General features: G+C 70.3%; 19 protein-coding genes. 6 read left to right on the top strand and 13 right to left on the bottom strand.

The window, feature by feature from the left end:
* Positions 1 to 192: 192 nt before the first annotated feature.
* The 5 genes from cbiE to NLX86_RS02865 all read right to left on the bottom strand — a co-directional run bounded on the left by cbiE (position 193) and on the right by NLX86_RS02865 (position 4,949).
* Positions 193 to 1,410 (bottom strand): precorrin-6y C5,15-methyltransferase (decarboxylating) subunit CbiE, encoded by a 1,218-nt coding sequence (cbiE, locus tag NLX86_RS02845; RefSeq protein ID WP_254369942.1) that lies wholly within the window; start codon positions 1,408 to 1,410, stop codon positions 193 to 195.
* Between the two features lie 80 nt (positions 1,411 to 1,490).
* Complete coding sequence (locus tag NLX86_RS02850; RefSeq protein ID WP_254369943.1) at positions 1,491 to 2,129, bottom strand: GNAT family N-acetyltransferase; 639 nt, start codon at positions 2,127 to 2,129, stop codon at positions 1,491 to 1,493.
* A 150-nt stretch (positions 2,130 to 2,279) separates the two neighbouring features.
* Entirely contained in the window at positions 2,280 to 3,146 is an 867-nt protein-coding gene (locus NLX86_RS02855; protein ID WP_254369944.1) for a MetQ/NlpA family ABC transporter substrate-binding protein, read from the bottom strand.
* 55 nt (positions 3,147 to 3,201) lie between these two features.
* Positions 3,202 to 3,933 (bottom strand): methionine ABC transporter permease, encoded by a 732-nt coding sequence (locus NLX86_RS02860; RefSeq protein WP_254369945.1) that lies wholly within the window; start codon positions 3,931 to 3,933, stop codon positions 3,202 to 3,204.
* Entirely contained in the window at positions 3,930 to 4,949 is a 1,020-nt protein-coding gene (locus NLX86_RS02865; RefSeq protein WP_254369946.1) for a methionine ABC transporter ATP-binding protein, read from the bottom strand. Before NLX86_RS02865 ends, NLX86_RS02860 begins: the two co-directional genes overlap by 4 nt.
* A gap of 520 nt (positions 4,950 to 5,469) precedes the next feature.
* Between NLX86_RS02865 and NLX86_RS02870 the strand changes: the two genes are divergently transcribed.
* Both NLX86_RS02870 and NLX86_RS02875 read left to right on the top strand, forming a co-directional pair.
* Complete coding sequence (locus tag NLX86_RS02870) at positions 5,470 to 5,838, top strand: hypothetical protein (RefSeq protein ID WP_254369947.1); 369 nt, start codon at positions 5,470 to 5,472, stop codon at positions 5,836 to 5,838.
* Complete coding sequence (locus NLX86_RS02875; RefSeq protein WP_254369948.1) at positions 5,831 to 6,256, top strand: hypothetical protein; 426 nt, start codon at positions 5,831 to 5,833, stop codon at positions 6,254 to 6,256. The genes NLX86_RS02870 and NLX86_RS02875 overlap by 8 nt, the downstream gene beginning before the upstream one ends.
* A gap of 3 nt (positions 6,257 to 6,259) precedes the next feature.
* On the opposite strand, the gene NLX86_RS02880 is transcribed toward NLX86_RS02875, so the two are convergent.
* The 3 genes from NLX86_RS02880 to NLX86_RS02890 form a co-directional block, all read right to left on the bottom strand.
* Complete coding sequence (locus NLX86_RS02880; RefSeq protein ID WP_254369949.1) at positions 6,260 to 6,763, bottom strand: GNAT family N-acetyltransferase; 504 nt, start codon at positions 6,761 to 6,763, stop codon at positions 6,260 to 6,262.
* Positions 6,764 to 6,800: 37 nt separating this feature from the next.
* On the bottom strand, positions 6,801 to 7,334 hold the full coding sequence (locus NLX86_RS02885; RefSeq protein WP_254369950.1) for a sigma-70 family RNA polymerase sigma factor: 534 nt from the start codon (positions 7,332 to 7,334) through the stop codon (positions 6,801 to 6,803).
* A 149-nt stretch (positions 7,335 to 7,483) separates the two neighbouring features.
* Positions 7,484 to 8,668, bottom strand: a complete 1,185-nt coding sequence (locus tag NLX86_RS02890; RefSeq protein ID WP_254369951.1) for a glycerophosphodiester phosphodiesterase — start codon at positions 8,666 to 8,668, stop codon at positions 7,484 to 7,486.
* Positions 8,669 to 8,938: 270 nt separating this feature from the next.
* Here NLX86_RS02890 and NLX86_RS02895 point away from each other — a divergent pair, with 270 nt between their 5' ends.
* Positions 8,939 to 9,571 (top strand): lysophospholipid acyltransferase family protein, encoded by a 633-nt coding sequence (locus NLX86_RS02895; RefSeq protein ID WP_374213824.1) that lies wholly within the window; start codon positions 8,939 to 8,941, stop codon positions 9,569 to 9,571.
* A 169-nt stretch (positions 9,572 to 9,740) separates the two neighbouring features.
* Here NLX86_RS02895 and NLX86_RS02900 read toward each other — a convergent pair whose 3' ends face one another.
* Positions 9,741 to 11,285, bottom strand: coding sequence for an MFS transporter (locus NLX86_RS02900; RefSeq protein WP_254369953.1), 1,545 nt, complete (start codon positions 11,283 to 11,285; stop codon positions 9,741 to 9,743).
* Complete coding sequence (locus NLX86_RS02905) at positions 11,282 to 11,833, bottom strand: TetR/AcrR family transcriptional regulator (protein WP_254369954.1); 552 nt, start codon at positions 11,831 to 11,833, stop codon at positions 11,282 to 11,284. Before NLX86_RS02905 ends, NLX86_RS02900 begins: the two co-directional genes overlap by 4 nt.
* Positions 11,834 to 11,919: 86 nt before the next feature.
* Here NLX86_RS02905 and NLX86_RS02910 point away from each other — a divergent pair, with 86 nt between their 5' ends.
* Complete coding sequence (locus NLX86_RS02910) at positions 11,920 to 12,222, top strand: hypothetical protein (RefSeq protein WP_254370085.1); 303 nt, start codon at positions 11,920 to 11,922, stop codon at positions 12,220 to 12,222.
* A gap of 15 nt (positions 12,223 to 12,237) precedes the next feature.
* Here the strand turns inward: NLX86_RS02910 and argH are convergent, their stop codons facing one another.
* Together argH and NLX86_RS02920 are read right to left on the bottom strand one after the other, a co-directional pair.
* Positions 12,238 to 13,665: an argininosuccinate lyase gene (gene argH, locus NLX86_RS02915; RefSeq protein ID WP_254369955.1), complete on the bottom strand. Its 1,428-nt coding sequence runs from the start codon at positions 13,663 to 13,665 to the stop codon at positions 12,238 to 12,240.
* A 137-nt stretch (positions 13,666 to 13,802) separates the two neighbouring features.
* Positions 13,803 to 14,999 carry an argininosuccinate synthase gene (locus NLX86_RS02920; RefSeq protein WP_254369956.1) on the bottom strand — a complete coding sequence of 399 codons (1,197 nt, stop codon included), beginning with the start codon at positions 14,997 to 14,999 and terminating at the stop codon, positions 13,803 to 13,805.
* Between the two features lie 130 nt (positions 15,000 to 15,129).
* Between NLX86_RS02920 and NLX86_RS02925 the strand changes: the two genes are divergently transcribed.
* Both NLX86_RS02925 and NLX86_RS02930 read left to right on the top strand, forming a co-directional pair.
* Entirely contained in the window at positions 15,130 to 15,714 is a 585-nt protein-coding gene (locus tag NLX86_RS02925) for a pyridoxamine 5'-phosphate oxidase family protein (RefSeq protein ID WP_254369957.1), read from the top strand.
* A gap of 120 nt (positions 15,715 to 15,834) precedes the next feature.
* Positions 15,835 to 16,536 (top strand): L,D-transpeptidase, encoded by a 702-nt coding sequence (locus NLX86_RS02930; protein WP_254369958.1) that lies wholly within the window; start codon positions 15,835 to 15,837, stop codon positions 16,534 to 16,536.
* 6 nt (positions 16,537 to 16,542) lie between these two features.
* Here NLX86_RS02930 and NLX86_RS02935 read toward each other — a convergent pair whose 3' ends face one another.
* A complete protein-coding gene (locus NLX86_RS02935) occupies positions 16,543 to 17,079 on the bottom strand; it encodes an arginine repressor (protein WP_254369959.1) in 537 nt (178 codons plus the stop codon).
* Positions 17,080 to 17,082 lie beyond the last annotated feature (3 nt).

A 17,082-nucleotide genomic window follows, 5' to 3' on the forward strand; every position in this document is an offset into this window, starting at 1 on the left:
GTTCGCCGCCATGGCACCCGTATGTGCCACGGCCCGCTGTGGACTGCGCCACGTCGCGCGTCCTCCGGTTCCGCCATACCACACAGACACCCAAACCGGGCGCCCTTTTAGGACATTGGCGAACGAAGCACCGAACGCCCCCCAGGCAGTACAACGATCGGCCAGCCTACCCCGCGTGGTGCGACGGGAGGATCACGGGGCGCGATCCAGGCGCCGTCCGGAGAGCAGGAAGGCCACCGCGCGCTCGCGTTCGGACCAGGTGCGGGTGTCGAGGTCGACGGACTGCAACAGGGCGCATTCGACGGCGTAGCCGCTCTCGGAGAGGGTCCGGCCGATCGCCTCCGCCTCGTCGCGTGTCGAGGCATGCGTGACGATCCGCTCGGGGCGGCGGTCGGCGCACGCGGACACCACGGGGACTCCCCCGCCGCCGATGCGTACGACATCGGGTTCGGGGAGGTTCTCCAGGGTGTGCGGGGCGCGGCCGTGGACGACGTGGAGCTGGACCTGGGCGTGCCGGGCGGCGGCATCGATCCGGGCGCAGGCGGCGGCGTCCTGGTCGACCGCGATGACGGCCGCGCCGAACCGGGCGGCCTCCACGGCGAGGGCTCCGGTGCCGGCGCCGATGTCCCAGACGAGGTCGCCGGTGCGTGGGCCGAGGCGGGCCAGTTGGGCGGCGCGCAGCTGGATCGATTCGCCCTCGGCCGGGCCGGGCCGTCCTTCGGCGGGCAGGGCCCAGCCGCGTTCCGACGGCTGGCCTGCAGGTTCGTGGCCGGCGATCCAGCCGGCGTCCCGGTCGGCGACGTTGCCGCCGCCTCCGATGACGATGACGACATTGGGGTCGCGCCAGGTGTGGTCGGCGGCCTTGTCCGAGGTGAGGACGGTGACCTGCTCCCGCTCGGTGCCGAGTTCCTCGCAGATCACGAAGGTGCGGTGGACGCCTTCGAGGAGCAGGGCGAGTTCTGCGGGGCCGGCACCCGGGGAGGTGAGGACGGCGACCTTGGGGTGCGCGCGGCAGACGTTCACGGCGCGGCGCAGGGTACGGGGATGGGCGACGACGATGTGGGCGTCGTCCCACGGCATCGCGGCGCGGGCGAACGCGGCGGCCACGGGGGAGACCGCGGGCACGACTTCGACCTCGAGGCCGTGTTCGGGGGCGCGCAGGGTCCGTACGACGCCGAAGAAGCCGGGGTCGCCGTCCGCGAGGACCACGGCACTGCCGCGGTGGCCGGCGATCCGGCGGGCGGCGAGGCCGACGCTGCCGAGGCGGATCCTTTCCGCGGAGGCGGGAACTTCGGGGAGCGCCAGGTGGTGGGCGGCGCCGGCCACCAGTGTGGCGGCCGAGAGGGCGGACCTGGCGGCTGCGGTCAGGGGCGAACCGTCCCAGCCGATCACCGTGACCCGGTCGGCCATCGTCGTCAGTCTCCTGGGTGTGTCGCGGGTCGGGGCAGCCCGCGCGGCGGCGGGCACGGTGAGACTACCTGGTGATCTGGTCAGTTCCAGTCGGTGTACGCGGCGTACCCGCCGGCGTCGGCCATCTCGCCGGACACGCCGTCGAGGTCCTCGGGGAGCAGGCTCCAGACGATGAGGTCGGTGCGCAGATCGGTCCAGCTGCCGTCCTCCGTCTGCGTACGCGCTATCCAGGCGTTGCGCAGGACGCCCTCGCTGATGCAGCCGATCTTCTGGGCGACCTGCTGGGAGGCGGTGTTGTCGGCGGCGGTACGCAGTTCCAGGCGCTCGAACCGCTGGTCCCGGAAGAGCCACTGGGCGACGGCGAGCACCGATTCGGAGGCGTAGCCCTCGCCGCGCGCCCAGCGCGCCGTGACGTAGGAGATCTCGGTGGACCGGCAGCGCCAGTCGGTGTTGCGGAGGTGGACGATGCCGACGAGCCGCTGGGTGAGGAATTCGGTGACCGCGAAAACGATCCCCCGGCCCGCGGTGCGTTCGGCGTGTGCGAGCCGGGTGGCCCAGTCGTGGGCGTGGGCCGTGGTGTAGGGGTACGGGACGGAGGTCCACGCGGTGACCAGTTCGTCGTTCATCATCTCGGCCAGCGCCGTGACATCCGACTCCTCGAAGGGGCGCATCACCAACCGGTCCGTGCTGATGGAGATGTCCGGAAAGGTGGTAGTCATGCGCAACTCCATGCCAGAGACCGTTGTCAGGACCGTAAAGGCACAGCATGCAGCATCGGTCCGCGGCTGCGCATGGCCGGGTGGACGCGCGAAGGCCCCGCGCACCGGGCCTGGTGCGCGGGGCCGTTGCCTGTAAGGGCCGTACGGGCGTCAGGACTTGACGGCGCCGAAGGCCGGGATGACCGAGCCGTCACCGAACTTGCTCTCGATGAACTTCTTGACCTCGTCGGAGTTGAGGAGCTTGGAGAGCTTCACGATCCGCGGGTCGCTCTCGTTCCCCGCCTTCACGGCAAGGAAGTTGGCGTACGGGTTGCCCTCGCCCTTCTCCAGGGCGAGCGCGTCCGTGGAGGGCTTGAGCTGGGCGCCGATGGCGAAGTTGCCGTTGATCACCGCGGCGTCGAAGCCGTCGAGGCGGGGGGCGATCTGCGCGGCCTCCAGCTCGGTGAACTTCAGGCCCTTGGTGTCCTTGATGTCGGCGAGGGTGGCGTTGCTGCCGGCGCCGTCCCTCAGCTCGATCACACCGTTGTCGGCGAGCAGCTTGAGCGCACGGCCTTCGTTGGTGGCGTCGTTGGGCACCGCGACGGTCTGGCCGGACTTCAGGTCGCCGAGCTTGTCGGCCTTCTTGGAGTAGAGGCCGAGCGGCTCGATCTCGACGTTGACGACGGGCACGATGTGCGTCTTGTTCTGCTTGTTGAAGTCGTCGAGGTACGGCTTGTGCTGGAAGAAGTTGGCGTCGACGTCGCCGTGCTCGGTGGCCTTGTTGGGCTGGACGTAGTCGTCGAAGACCTTGACGTCCAGCTTCAGCCCTTCCTTCGCCGCCAGGTTGTCCTTGACGTACTCGAGGATGAGGGCGTGCGGGGTGGGGCTGGCGGCGACGGTGAGCGTGGCGGCCGGGTCGGCCTTCTTGCCCGCGGTCGTTTCCTTCTTCGGGTCGGAGGGGGCGCTGCACGCGCCGAGCCCGAGGGTCAGGGCGGCGGCGGCCGCGAGGGAGGCGGAGATCTTTACAGAAGTACGCACGAAGAGTGCCTTTCTTGCGGGGTTGAACTGTCCGGCAAAGGGTCCGGACATGGCGTCAGGAAGTCTTGGCGGGCGCCGGCGTGGGCCGGGTCCCGAAGAGCCGCAGGCGTGTGGCGGCGGTGGAGCGGCCCGAGCGGTGGGCCAGGCGCCGGACGGCGAGGTCGCCGGCCAGCTGTACGAGGGTCACGAGGACGACGAGCAGGACGATGTTGGCGATCATCCAGCTGCTCTCGAAGCGCAGGTAGCCGCGGGTGTACGCCAGGCTGCCGAGGCCGCCGCCGCCGACGGCGCCGGCCATCGCGGAGTACCCGATGAGCGTGATCACGGTGGTCGTGATGCCGGCGATCAGCGAGGGCAGCGACTGGGGCAGCAGCACCTTGAAGACGGTGGTCCAGGTGCCGCCGCCCATCGACTGGACGGCTTCGACCAGACCGTGGTCCACCTCGCGGATGGCGGTCTCGGCGAGCCGGGCGAAGAACGGGACGGCGCCGATGGCCAGGGGCACGACGAAGGCCGTGGGTCCGCTGACCTGGTTGGTGACCCAGGCGGAGAACGGGATCAGGACGATCATCAGGATGAAGAACGGCAGCGAGCGGCCGATGTTCACGATCGCTCCGACGACCTTGTTCACCACGGTGTTCTGCAACAGCCCGCCGCGATCGGTGAGGATCAGCAGAATGCCGAGCGGCAGTCCGCCCAGTACCGCGTAGAACGTGGACCAGCCGACCATATAGAGGGTGTCCAGAGTGGCGTTGACCAGCTCGGGCCGCATCTCGGACCAGTTCACTTGGCACCTTCCTTGCTGTCGGCGATGTCGATCTGCAGGCCCTGCTCGCGCAGGAAGCCGATCGGCACGACGTTCTCCTCGAAGCGACCGGGGAGTTCGATCCGCATCCGGCCGACCTGCTTTCCGCCGACGGTGTCCATGGCGGCGCCGAGGATCGATATGTCGATGTTGTAGGTACGGGAGAGCTGCGAGATGACCGGCTGGGTCGCGGCCTCGCCGTGGAAGGTGACGTCGACGACCGTGCGGTCGTCGCCGGAGGCCGCTCCGCTCACCGGGAAGAGTTCGTGGGCCAGCTCGGAGCCGGGGGTGGCGAGCAGTTCGGCGACCGTGCCGGATTCGGTGATGCGCCCGTTCTTCATCAGCGCGGCCGAGTCGCAGATGGTTTTGACGACGTCCATCTCGTGCGTGATGAGCAGGACGGTGAGGCCGAGCTGCTGGCCCAGGTCGCGCACCAGCTGGAGGATCGAGCGGGTGGTCTCGGGGTCGAGGGCGCTGGTCGCCTCGTCGGAGAGCAGCACCTTGGGGTCGCCGGCGAGGGCGCGGGCGATGCCGACGCGCTGCTTCTGGCCGCCGGAGAGCTGCGCCGGGTAGACCTTCGCCTTGTCGGCGAGACCCACCAGGTCGAGCAGCTCCAGGGCCTTGCCGGTGCGCTCCCTGCCGGAGATGCCGAGGATTTCCAGCGGCAGTTCGACGTTGGCCTGCACGGTGCGTGAGGAGAGCAGGTTGAAGTGCTGGAACACCATGCCGATCCGGCTGCGGGCCTCGCGCAGTTCCCGGCCGGCGCGGCGGCCGCGCCCGGCGAGGGCGGTGAGGTCCTGGCCGGCGACGGTCACGGTGCCGGCGGTCGGACGCTCCAGGAGGTTGACGCAGCGGATGAGGGAGGACTTGCCGGCGCCGCTCTGGCCGACGACTCCGAAGACCTCGCCCTCGCGGACGTGCAGATCGACGCCGTCCAGGGCGGTGACCTCGCGGCCGCGCGACTGGTAGACCTTCTTCAGGCCCGTTGTGGTGATCACAGGGGATTTCCGTCACTGTCGAGTGCGCGGCGAAGTGTCCGCCGGGCACGGGGCATTCGTCAGGGGCGCGGAACGGCTGAATCGGTGGAAACCGGTACTCAACGCGTGCGCGGGGCAGGCACGTTCCGCGGTTCACGGACGTGGCTCGGCCAGGACTCGCTTCGGGGCGCGAGGCCGTGGGAGGGGGCCCTCAGAAGGCGCACATTCGACACATACAACGAGCACCGGGCGTCATCATCGCCTCGGTCGCAAGGGTGCGGCTGCTCGTCGTGGTCATGCGCCCAGTAAACCAGACACGCGTCCGGAACCGATCACCGCTGTCCGAATACCGGACGGTCGTGGACAGGTTCAGCCGACTCCGGCGATCTCCACTCCGCCGCCCGCGACCTGCGCGGACGCGGCCGAGGGGCCGCTCACTCCACGGTCCGCGGCGGGCGGACCGGTCCCGCGTTGTGGCCAACGCCACGGTCGTCGCGGGGCCGGGCGCAGCGGGTCTTTTGGCCCGTAATACCCTCGCTGCATGCTTGACGCCCTGACGGTCGCGATCGGTGCGGCCGCACTCGCCCTCGCCGCGTGGTGCGGATTCGCCGCGTTCCGCGACCAGCCGACCAAGGACTGGCACTTCATCGGCATGGCCGTGGTCTCCGTGCTCGCCCTGGTCCAGCTGGCCGTCGGGATCGTGCAGCTCGCGCGGGGCGAGAAGCCCGACGAGGGCGGCGTGATCTTCGTGTCGTATCTGCTCGGCGCCTTCGCGGCGATCCCCGCCGCCGGATTCCTGTCGCTGGCCGAACGGACCCGCTGGGGCTCGGCGACGGTCGCGGCCGGCGCGGTGGTGCTGGCCGTGCTCGAAGTCCGGCTGTACGACATCTGGGGAGGCATCGGTGCCTGAGCCCGCCATCGTCGAGCGCACGCGTACCCGGTTGGTCACCGGCCCCGGCCTGCTGCTGGTCTGGGTGTACGGAGTGATCACCGTCGGCGCGGTGTCGCGGTCGGTCTACCAGATCCTCACCGAGTTCGACCGGGCACCGCTGGCCTACTCGCTCTCCGCGGCGGCCGCCCTGGTGTACGCGTTCATCACGTACTCGCTGGTGCGCGGCGGGGAGACGGCCCGCAAGGCGGCGCTGGTGTGCTGCGCCGGCGAGCTTACGGGCGTACTGGCCGTCGGCACCTGGACGCTGCTGGAGCCCTCCGCGTTTCCCGATGCCACCGTCTGGTCGGACTTCGGCATGGGCTACCTCTTCATTCCGGTGATCCTGCCGGTGACCGGGATGCTGTGGCTGCGGAGGTCCAGGGCGTCCGCGGTTTAGCACTTACGCGCTGGCCGCAAAGGCCCGCGTGTCCGCCTCCTTCTCCAGGGTGACGAGCGTCAGGCGGGGCCCGATCCGCCGGTTGGCCACCGCGGCGTAGCCACGGCTGCGGTAGAGGCGCAGATTGCTCTCACTGCGGTGTCCGGTGAAGAGCTGGAACCGCTTGGCGGCCAGCTCGGCGGCGAAGTACGTCTCTATGGCGACCAGCAGCCTGCCGCCCAGTCCGTGCCGCTGCATCCGGGGGTGGACGATCAGTTTCGCGATCCGCGCAGTGCCCGACTCGTCCACGCTGCCGCGCACCGAGGCCACCACTTCGTCGCCGAGCCGGGCCACCAGCCCGTAGCCCCGGCCGAGTTCGGTCCTGATGCCGGCGAGCGTCTGGGTGAGCGGCTCAATGGCGTAGTCGCCGTAGAGCTCGGCCTCGCTCTGATAGCACAGGTACTGGAGTTTGAGGATCTGCTCGGCGTCGTCTTCGGTCGCCGCAGAGATGGTCACGCTCATGCCCATGTGTGCATGCCTCCCGCTCACCTGGTTCCCGCTCGGTCTACGGCTCCTTTCCCCCGAGTTCAGGAGCCGCAACCTCTGCCCGCAGCATTCTGCGCAGACATCCCAGGCATCGGGAACGCACCGGCCCCAGGCTGCCCTGTGAGATACCCAACTCCCCTGCGATTTCCCGGTAGGTCGGATCGTCCGGGGAGAGCATCGCGCCGAGCAGTTCGGGGCACCGGCCGGGCAGCCGTCCGACGGCCGCCCGCAGTTCGCGGTGCCGCTCGCCGTCGAGGGCGCGGCGCTCCGGGGAGGAGTCGTGGCCGGTTGCCGGTTCCGGGGTGCCGGCGCCCAAGGCGTGGTACGCGGCTTCGCGCCGCGTCCTGCGGCGGGCGATGCGCGCCTCGGTACGTACGGCGGAACGCACCCAGCGCGCGGGTTCGTCGGGGCCCGTCTCGCGCTCCAGCAGCCGCAGCCATACGGCCTGTTCGAGGTCGGCGGCCTCGATCCCGGCCGCCGGTGCCTCGGCCGCGGCTTCGGCGGCGAGGAGCGGGCGTAGCGCGGCCACCAGCTGTGCGGTACTCGTGGTCATGCCGGGCGGGACGCGAGGGCGGGACGGGCCGGTTGCCGGTGCGGCGCCATGTCACCCCAACCGGTTGGGGGCGGCTTGGAGTTGACGCGAACGGGGCACGGAGTGGCCCGGAGTGGTCGGCTCCGGGCCCCCCGTCCGGTCGTATTCGATCAGTTCCCGTTGAAGTCGGCCGCGGCCAGCAGACCCGTGTCGGGATTGTCGGTGAAGATCCCGTCGATGCCCTGCTCGAAGTACGCCTTGAAGGCGCCGAAGGCGTCCCCGTACGCGTTCGGGTCCGTACCGCGCCGGAAGTCCAGCGGCAGGAAGCTGTTCTCGTTGCGCAGCGTGTACGGGTGGAGGATCAGACCGCGGGCGTGCGCGTCGCGGACCAGGGTGGTCGGTGTGCCCAGCTTTCCGGCGGCGTCCTTCGGGATGACCAGGTCCAGCGTGGGGCCGATGCCCTGGGCGAAGCCCGCGATCCACTTCAGCCCCTCGGGCTTGACCAGGTCCGCGACCGTACGGGGGTCCCCGGCCTGGACGAAGTCCCAGGGCCGGGAGGACGCGGAGGAGAACAGCACGACGCGCGGCGAGGCCACCAGCTTCGACAGCCGCTGGATGCTGGTCGGCTCGAAGGACTGCAGGAAGACCGGCGAGTGCTTCTTGTCCCTGCGGTACGTGCGCAGCAGCCGCGCGAGCGGCTCCTCCAGGCCGAGGCCGAGGCCGCGGAAGTAGGTGGGGTGCTTGGTCTCGACGTGCAGCCACACGGCCTTGCCGCGACGGCGGCCTTCCTTCTCGGCCCAGCGCAGCACCTCCTCGAAGGTGGGGATCTCCCAGCGGCCGTCGTAGAGCGTGTTCTCCTGCCGGACGCCCGGGATGCGCTCCTTGGCGCGCAGCGTCTTGAGCTCGGCGAGCGTGAAGTCCTCGGTGAACCAGCCGGTCTGGGAGACGCCGTCCACGGACTTGGTGGTCTTCCGGCTCGCGAACTCGGGGTGCGCGGCGACATCGGTCGTACCGGTGATGTCGTTCTCGTGACGGCAGACCAGATGGCCGTCCTTCGTGGGCACCAGGTCCTGCTCGATGACATGCGCACCGAGGTCGAGCGCGAGCTGGTACGAGCCCAGCGTGTGCTCGGGCCGGTAGCCGCTGGCGCCGCGGTGGGCGATGACGGTCGGCACCGGCAGGTCGCGGTACGAGAAGCCGTGACCGTGACGCTCCTGGGCGGCCGCCGTGCCGCTGCCTGGGCCGAGTCCCAGCGAGGCGCCGCCGATGCCGAGCACCGCGGCCCCCAGCAGCTTGCGGCGGCCGGGGCTCGTGCCCGTGCCCTCGGCCCGTCCCGCTGCCTCACCCTGCGTCATGAGCGCTCCCTCGATGTGATGTCCCGCACCTGCCGAATGGCGGACCGATGGTAGGCACCGGGGGGTGGCGTATGGGAGACCATGGACGGAACGCGGTGGAAACATGGGTCAACACTGCGTATCGGCTCGGTGAACCCGATGTGCGATCAGACCCGACCCGCGAGTATCGTCCTCACCTGCACAGACTTCATACTTCTACAGAGACACTCACGCCGCCGGAGGGCCCCGTTGTCCCGATTCGCGCTCATCAAGGCAGTGCTCGGACCGATCATGCGCCTGATGTTCCGCCCGCGGGTGGAAGGCGCCGAGAACATCCCGGGGACCGGTCCGGTGATCCTCGCGGGCAACCACCTGACCTTCATCGACTCGATGATCATGCCGCTGTTCTGTGAGCGTCAGGTCTTCTTCATCGGCAAGGACGAGTACGTCACCGGCAAGGGCGTCAAGGGCCGGCTCATGGCCTGGTTCTTCACCGGCTGCGGCATGATCCCGGTCGACCGGGACGGCGGCCACGGCGGTGTCGCGGCACTGATGACCGGCCGCCGGGTGCTCGAGGACGGCAAGGTCTTCAGCATCTACCCGGAGGGCACCCGCTCCCCCGACGGTCGTCTCTACCGGGGCCGTACGGGCATCGCCCGGCTGACGCTGATGACCGGCGCGCCGGTGGTGCCGTTCGCGATGATCGGCACGGACAAGATCCAGCCGGGCGGCGCGGGCCTGCCGCGCCCGGGGAGGGTCACGGTCCGGTTCGGCGAGCCGATGGAGTTCTCGCGCTACGAGGGCATGGACCGCGACCGGTATGTGCTGCGCGCGGTGACCGACTCGGTGATGAGCGAGGTCCTGCGGCTCTCCGGCCAGGAGTACGTGGACATGTACGCAACAAAGGCGAAGGCCGCCGCCTGATCCACCGTCGGCCGGAGGCCGGCGCAGCCGTACGAAGCATGTGAGGCGCCCCGGCGCCGAACCCGCGAGGACGGCAGACAAAACCGCCGCAACAAGGGCGAAGGCCGCCGCCTGATCCCGCACCGTGTGATGAAGGGCCGTACCCCTCGGGGTGCGGCCCTTCATCACGTCACGAGTGTTCGAGGCCGTCCTCGAGCTTCTGGCCGCGCAGCATGAACCACGCTGCGATCGCGGTGGCGAAGAGCACCGACGCGCCCACCGCGCCCGCCGCGTGGAAGCCGCTCGCGAAAGCCTCCTGCGCCGAGGAGAGCAGGGCGGCGCCCTGCTCGTGCGGCAGCCCCTTCGCCGACTCGACCGCGCCGCCGAGGGAGTCGCGCGCCGCGTCCGCCACACCGGCCGGGACGCCCTCGGGGACGGTGAAGTCCCGGTAGACGCCGGTCACGATGGAGCCGAGCACGGCGATACCGAGCGCCGCGCCCAGTTCGTACGCCGTCTCGGACACCGCGGAGGCGGCGCCCGCCTGCTCCTTGGGGACGGTGGACAGGATGACGTCCGCCGTCACCGTGAACGCGAGTCCCGCGCCCAGTCCGCCGAGGAACAGCGCCAGCGCGAGGGCCACGACCCCGGTGTCGGCGCTCAGCGCCGTACAGGCCGCCAGCGCCAGGCCGACCGCCGTCAGGCCGCCGGAGACCGCGCTGCGCACCGAGGCCCTGCGGGCCAGGTAGCCGGCCATGAGTCCGGCGCCCACGGCGCCGATCGCGGCGGGCAGCTCGATCAGGCCCGCTTCCAGCGGCGAGCGGCCCTGAACCAGTTGCAGGAACTGGGAGAGGAAGAAGACCAGGCCGGACAGGCCCAGGATGGTCAGCAGGTCGGCGAGGACCGCGCCGGAGAAGCCCCGGTGGTGGAAGAGCCGTACGTCGAGCAGCGGCGAGGGCAGGGTCAACTGCCGCCTGACGAACCAGGTCAGGGCCGCGAGTCCGATGGCTGCCGCGCCCGCGCTGTCCCAGTGGAAGCCGTGCACCGCCGCTTCCTTCACGGCGTACACCACGGCAACCATGCCGACCAGCGACAGACCGACGCTGATCAGGTCCCACGGGCCGGGGCTGGGGTTCCGTGACTCGGGCAGCAGCCTGATGCCGACGAGCACCAGCACCGCCATCACCGGCAGGTTGATCAGGAAGACCGAGCCCCACCAGAAGTGCTCCAGCAGGAAGCCGCCGACGACGGGTCCGACCGCCGCACCGGCCGAGGCCGCGGCGCCCCAGATGCCGACGGCGAGGCTGCGCTCCTTGGGGTCGTGGAAGATGTTGCGGATCAGCGCGAGCGTGGACGGCATCAGGGTGGCACCCGCGACGCCGAGCAGGGCCCGTGCGAGGATCATCATCTCGGGGCTGGTGGCGTACGCGTTGAGCACCGACACCGCACCGAACGCGACGGCGCCCGTGAGCAGCAGCTTCTTACGGCCGATACGGTCGCCGAGGCTGCCCATGGAGACGAGCAGGCCGGCGATGATGAACGAGTAGACGTCGCCGATCCACAGCAGCTGGGTGCCGGACGGCTTCAGGTCCTCGCTGAGGAACGGGGTGGCGAGGCCGAGTACGGTCGCGTCCACCGCCACCAGCAGTACGGCCAGGACGAGGACGGCGAGCGCGAGCCATCGGCCCGGACTGCGTACGGTCTCCGACTCCGTCGCTCGCTGGTCGGTACTCGTCATTTCTCCACGCTCCGTCGTGCGCCGCCGAGCAGCAGCTCGGCGATCATGTACTGGAAGTCCTTTGCCGCGACCCGGCCGTCCTGGACGGCCCAGGCGCAGGTGCCGATGAGGCCGTACAGCGCCTCGGTCAGCCAGGCGGGGCTGAGGTCGATCCGGAACTCGCCCTCCTCCTGGCCGCGCCGGAAGAGCGCCGAGACGCGGGCGTCGAGCCTGGCCCAGCCCTCGTTGACCTGTTCGCCCTCGAAGAGCTGGTTCTCGGTCACCAGGAAGGCGAGCAGCCCGGCGCCCGGTTCGGTCTCGGCGATGAGCCGCCGCACCGCGTCGCTCGCCCCGCCCTCGTCGAGCTGAGCGGCGTCGATCGCCGCCTCGAACTCCCGGATACCGAGGTCTTCGAGCGCCTTGACGAGGGCGTCACGCCCGGCGAAGTGCCGGTGCAGGGTGGCGCGCCCGATGCCGGCCGCCTTCGCCACCTCGTCCATGGTCGCGGTCGACTTACGGGAGAGGAGGGCGGCGGCGGTGCGCAGCACCTGGTCGCGATCGACTGTCATGAGACAACCATAACCCAAATGAGACGTTCATGTCTCACATTACGGCGGCCAGGGAGGAATCCTGTGCGTAGAAGCCGCTGAAGACCCTGAAGCCGCTGCTGCTGATCGACATCGACGGGCCGCTCAACCCGTATGGCGGCCCCCAAGCATCACCGGCCGGAGGGCTACGCCGGGCGCCGGCCGGCACGTACTGGAAGACGCAGTACGTGCTGGGGTACGCGGCAGGGCGGCCCTTCGCCTGGTTCGACGACGAGATCACCATGGACCGCAGCCATGTCGACCAGAAACACCTCGCCGCCGCCCTGCTGGTGCACGTCGATCACCGCATCGGGCTGACCCTGCCGGACTTCGACGCGCTCGCGTACTGGGCGGCGGCGCTGGTGGCGTAACTGGTGTTGGGGGGGTTACTTCTTGGCGGTGGCCCAGGCGTGCTGGACCGCCAGGTCCGCCTTGACCTCGGCGAGCTGGACCGCGACCGCGGAGGGCGCGGTGCCGCCGCGGCCGCTGCGGGAGGCCAGCGCGCCGGGCACGTTGAGGACCGAGCGCACCTCCGGCGTGAGGTGCTCCGAGATCTTGGCGAACTGGTCGTCGGTCAGCTGGTCGAGCTCGATGCCGTGCTGCTCGCACTCCTTGACACACTCACCCGCGACCTCGTGCGCCACCCGGAACGGCACGCCCTGCTTCACCAGCCACTCGGCGATGTCGGTGGCGAGCGAGAACCCGGCCGGTGCCAGCTCCTCCATGCGCTCGCGGTTGACGGTGAGCGTGGCCATCATCCCGGTGAAGGCCGGCAGCAGGACCTCCAGCTGGTCGCAGGAGTCGAACACCGGCTCCTTGTCCTCCTGCAGGTCGCGGTTGTACGCGAGCGGGAGGGCCTTCAGGGTGGCGAGAAGCCCGGTCAGGTTTCCGATGAGCCGCCCCGACTTGCCGCGCGCCAGCTCCGCGATGTCCGGGTTCTTCTTCTGCGGCATGATCGACGAACCGGTGGAGAAGGCGTCGTGGAGGGTGACGAAGGAGAACTCCTTCGTGTTCCAGATGATGATCTCCTCGGCGATCCGGGAGAGGTTGATGCCGGTCATCGCGGTGATGAAGGCGAACTCGGCCACGAAGTCGCGGGAGGCCGTGCCGTCGATGGAGTTGCCGGCGCTGCCGTGCTCGAAGCCGAGGTCGGCCGCGACCGCCTCCGGGTCCAGGCCCAGCGAGGATCCGGCCAGCGCGCCCGATCCGTACGGGGAGACGGCCGTGCGCGCGTCCCACTGGCGCAGCCGTTCCGCGTCACGGGAGAGCGACTGCACATGCGCGAGGACGTGATGGGCGAACAGAACCGGCTGGGCGTGCTGGAGGTGCGTACGGCCCGGCATGGCGACATCCGCGTGCGCCTCGGCGAGGCCGACCAGCGCATCCTGGAGCTCGGCGATCAGGCCGCCGATGATCCGGGCATGGTCACGCAGGTACATCCGGAAGAGGGTGGCGACCTGGTCGTTGCGGGACCGGCCGGCGCGCAGCTTGCCACCGAGGTCGGGGCCGAGGCGCTCCAGCAGGCCCCGCTCCAGCGCGGTGTGGACGTCCTCGTCGGCGACGGTGCCGATGAAGGTCCCGGCCGCGACATCGGCCTCCAGCAGGTCGAGTCCGGCGATCATGCGCTGGAGCTCGTCGGCGGTGAGCAGACCCGCCTTGTGGAGCACGCGGGCGTGGGCACGGGAGCCGGCGATGTCGTACGGCGCGAGCCGCCAGTCGAAGTGCACGGACGCCGACAGCTTGGCCAGGGCCTCGGCCGGGCCGTCGGCGAAACGGCCGCCCCAGAGCCGGACGTCACCGTTGTTGCTGCTCACAGCTCAAGCTCCTCAAAAGGGGTGGATGTGCCTCCCCCCAGGCCCTGCGGGCCTGGGGGACCCCCACCCCGCCGCGGAGGAACGGGGAGGCGGTTTCAGGCTACTGAGCGCTGCTGTCAGGCGAGGTCAGCGTCAGGCTATGCCTGCAGATCGCGCTTTGCCGCGATCTTCGACGACAGGCCGAAGATCTCGATGAAGCCCTGCGCCTTGGACTGGTCGAAGGTGTCGCCCGAGTCGTAGGTCGCCAGGTTGAAGTCGTAGAGCGACTCGTCGGACTTCCGGCCGGTGACGACGGCGCGGCCGCCGTGCAGCGTCATCCGGATGTCGCCGGTGACGTGCTGGTTGGCCTCGTTGATGAAGCCGTCCAGGGCGCGCTTGAGCGGGGAGAACCACAGGCCGTCGTAGACCATCTCGCCCCAGCGCTGCTCGACCTGCCGCTTGTACCGGGCCAGCTCGCGCTCGACGGTGACGTTCTCCAGCTCCTGGTGGGCGGTGATCAGCGCGATCGCGCCCGGGGCCTCGTACACCTCACGGGACTTGATGCCGACGAGCCGGTCCTCGACCATGTCGATCCGGCCGATGCCCTGGGCGCCGGCCCGCTCGTTGAGCTGCTGGATGGCCTGGAGGACGGAGACGGGCCTGCCGTCGATGGCGACCGGGACGCCCTCCTTGAAGGAGATGACGACCTCGTCGGCCTCGCGGGCGAGGGCCGGGGTCTGGGTGTACTCGTAGATGTCCTCGATCGGCGCGTTCCAGATGTCCTCGAGGAAGCCGGTCTCGACGGCCCGGCCGAAGACGTTCTGGTCGATGGAGTACGGGGACTTCTTCGTGGTCGCGATCGGGAGGTTCTTCTCCTCGCAGAAGGCGATCGCCTTGTCCCGGGTCATCGCGTAGTCACGGACCGGGGCGATGCACTTCAGGTCGGGGCCGAGCGCGGAGATGCCGGCCTCGAAGCGGACCTGGTCGTTGCCCTTGCCGGTGCAGCCATGGGCCACGATGCCGGCGTTGTGCTTCTTCGCGGCGGCGACGAGGTGCTTGACGATCGTCGGCCGGGAGAGCGCGGAGACCAGCGGGTAGCGGTCCATGTAGAGGGCGTTGGCCTTGATCGCCGGGAGGCAGTACTCGTCGGCGAACTCGTCCTTGGCGTCCGCGACCTCGGCCTCGACGGCACCGCAGGCGAGCGCGCGCTTGCGGATGACGTCCAGGTCCTCGCCGCCCTGGCCGACGTCCACGGCAACGGCGATGACCTCGGCGCCCGTCTCCTCGGCGATCCAGCCGATGGCGACGGAGGTGTCCAGGCCGCCCGAGTAGGCGAGTACGACGCGCTCGGTCACGGGTTTCTCCTTACGGTGCATTCAACGACAGGCATAACTATGCATTACTCCGTATGTTTCGTCAACGCGCTCGCTGAGCGGCATGCAATCCGGCGGCGCCGCGTGGGCTTGATCGCCGATAATCCGTGGCATGGGAAAGCTCTATGAACGGATAGACGGCCGGCTGCGCGCCTTCATCGAGGAACAGCACATCTTCTTCACCGCGACCGCGCCGCTCTCCGGCGACGGCACCGTGAACCTCTCCCCCAAGGGACTGACGGGCTCCTTCGCCGTCATCGACCAGCACACCGTGGCGTACCTCGACTTCGCGGGAAGCCACAACGAGACGATCGCCCACCTGAGGGAGAACGGCCGCATCACCCTCATGTGGTGCGCGTTCCAGGGGCCGCCGACGATCGTGCGGGTGCACGGCCGCGGCGAGCCCGTCTTCCGTGACGACCCGCGCTGGAAGGAGCTCCTCGGGCACTTCCCGGACATCGACCCCGGCCCGCACGGGCTGCGCGCCATCGTCGTCGTACGGGCCGAGGTCATCCGGGACAGCTGCGGGTTCGCCGTGCCCTACATGACGTACGACGACGAGCGCGAGCTGCACGCGCAGCGCTTCTCGCGCGAGGACGACGCGTCCCTCAGCGCGTACTTCGAGCAGAAGCCGGACATCGCCACCAGCATGGACGGCCTTCCCGGGCTCCCGCTGCCGCTGCCGCCGGCTCCCTGAGTCCGGGCCGCGTGCGGGCCGGGTGCGGGCCGGGTGCGGGCCGGGTGCGGGGCCGGACCCGTTGGGCCGGACGGCCCAGGCGCGCTGCCGCCGGCCGCTTCCGCGCGTACGGTCGCCCGTATGCGCAACCGTGCTGTTCTCGGTTCGGTCCTGTTCGTAGTCGCCGCCACAGGCGCCGTCGCGCCGGACCGCGCCGCGCCGCTGCCCGACCGGATGGCCGACACCGGCGGCGGCCGCCAGCTGCTCACCGCCGTCGCCCCGAGCGCCGGCTCGACCACCGGGCGGCTGACCTGGTGGGACCGGCGGGGCGGCAGGTGGGTCCGGGCCGGTTCCGCGGAGGCGAGGTTCGGGGCGAACGGCCTGGTCGAGGGCCGGCAGCGGGAGCAGGGCACCAACACCACGCCGACCGGCCTGTACGACCTGCCGTTCGCGTTCGGGATCAAGCCGCCGCCGCTCGGGACGGACTTCTCGTACCGCCGGGTGACGGACCGGTCCTGGTGGTGCCAGGACAACGCCTCGCGACAGTACAACCGGTGGGTCGAACCGCGGCCGGCGGACTGCGCGGCCGACGAGTCGGAGCACATGATCACGTACGCGACCCAGTACGCGCACGGGATGGTCATCGGCTTCAACTACGCCGAGCCGGTACGCGGCCGGGGTGCCGGGATCTTCCTGCACGTCAACGGCCGTGGCGCGACGGCAGGTTGCGTGTCCGTGCCCAGGTGGGCGATGAAGCGCATCCTGCGCTGGGCCGATCCGGAGCGCCGCCCGCACATCGCGGTCGGGACCAGTTCGGGCCCGACCGCGATCACCCGCTACTAGACGGTGCTAGCTCTCCTTCTGCGCGAGGCGCAGCAGGTGGTCGGCGAGCGCCTGGCCCCCCGCCGGGTCGCGACTGATCAGCATCAGCGTGTCGTCACCCGCGATCGTGCCCAGGACGGCGTGCAGTTCGGCCTGGTCGATGGCCGAGGCCAGGAACTGGGCGGCTCCCGGCGGAGTGCGCAGCACGACGAGGTTGGCCGATGCCTCGGCGGAGATCAGCAGCTCGCCGGAGAGGCGTCGCATCCGCTCCTCCTTGGCCGACTCCCCCAACGGCGCCTGCGGGGTACGGAATCCGCCCTCGCTGGGCACCGCGTAGATCAGCTCGCCGCCGGTGTTGCGGATCTTCACCGCGCCCAGTTCGTCCAGGTCCCGGGAGAGCGTGGCCTGAGTGACGCTCAGCCCGTCGTCGGCGAGCAGCTTCGCCAACTGGCTCTGGGAACGCACCGGTTGCCGGTTCAGGATGTCCACGATCCGGCGGTGGCGGGCGGTGCGGGTCTGCGGTACGGCCTGGCCGCCGTGCTCGTTGTCCTGCGCCTCGGTCATCGT

Source organism: Streptomyces sp. A3M-1-3, from assembly GCF_024213665.1.
In the GTDB taxonomy this organism is placed as follows: domain Bacteria; phylum Actinomycetota; class Actinomycetes; order Streptomycetales; family Streptomycetaceae; genus Streptomyces.

What these genes read in the sequence shown, in the direction of transcription:
- cbiE (WP_254369942.1), bottom strand. Translation starts at nt 1,410, where the DNA reads ATGGCCGACCGGGTCACGGTGATCGGCTGGGACGGTTCGCCCCTGACC.
- NLX86_RS02850 (WP_254369943.1), bottom strand. Translation starts at nt 2,129, where the DNA reads ATGACTACCACCTTTCCGGACATCTCCATCAGCACGGACCGGTTGGTG.
- NLX86_RS02870 (WP_254369947.1), top strand. Translation starts at nt 5,470, where the DNA reads ATGCTTGACGCCCTGACGGTCGCGATCGGTGCGGCCGCACTCGCCCTC.
- NLX86_RS02880 (WP_254369949.1), bottom strand. Translation starts at nt 6,763, where the DNA reads ATGGGCATGAGCGTGACCATCTCTGCGGCGACCGAAGACGACGCCGAG.
- NLX86_RS02885 (WP_254369950.1), bottom strand. Translation starts at nt 7,334, where the DNA reads ATGACCACGAGTACCGCACAGCTGGTGGCCGCGCTACGCCCGCTCCTC.
- NLX86_RS02890 (WP_254369951.1), bottom strand. Translation starts at nt 8,668, where the DNA reads ATGACGCAGGGTGAGGCAGCGGGACGGGCCGAGGGCACGGGCACGAGC.
- NLX86_RS02895 (WP_374213824.1), top strand. Translation starts at nt 8,939, where the DNA reads ATGCGCCTGATGTTCCGCCCGCGGGTGGAAGGCGCCGAGAACATCCCG.
- NLX86_RS02900 (WP_254369953.1), bottom strand. Translation starts at nt 11,285, where the DNA reads ATGACGAGTACCGACCAGCGAGCGACGGAGTCGGAGACCGTACGCAGT.
- NLX86_RS02905 (WP_254369954.1), bottom strand. Translation starts at nt 11,833, where the DNA reads ATGACAGTCGATCGCGACCAGGTGCTGCGCACCGCCGCCGCCCTCCTC.
- NLX86_RS02925 (WP_254369957.1), top strand. Translation starts at nt 15,130, where the DNA reads ATGGGAAAGCTCTATGAACGGATAGACGGCCGGCTGCGCGCCTTCATC.
- NLX86_RS02930 (WP_254369958.1), top strand. Translation starts at nt 15,835, where the DNA reads ATGCGCAACCGTGCTGTTCTCGGTTCGGTCCTGTTCGTAGTCGCCGCC.
- NLX86_RS02935 (WP_254369959.1), bottom strand. Translation starts at nt 17,079, where the DNA reads ATGACCGAGGCGCAGGACAACGAGCACGGCGGCCAGGCCGTACCGCAG.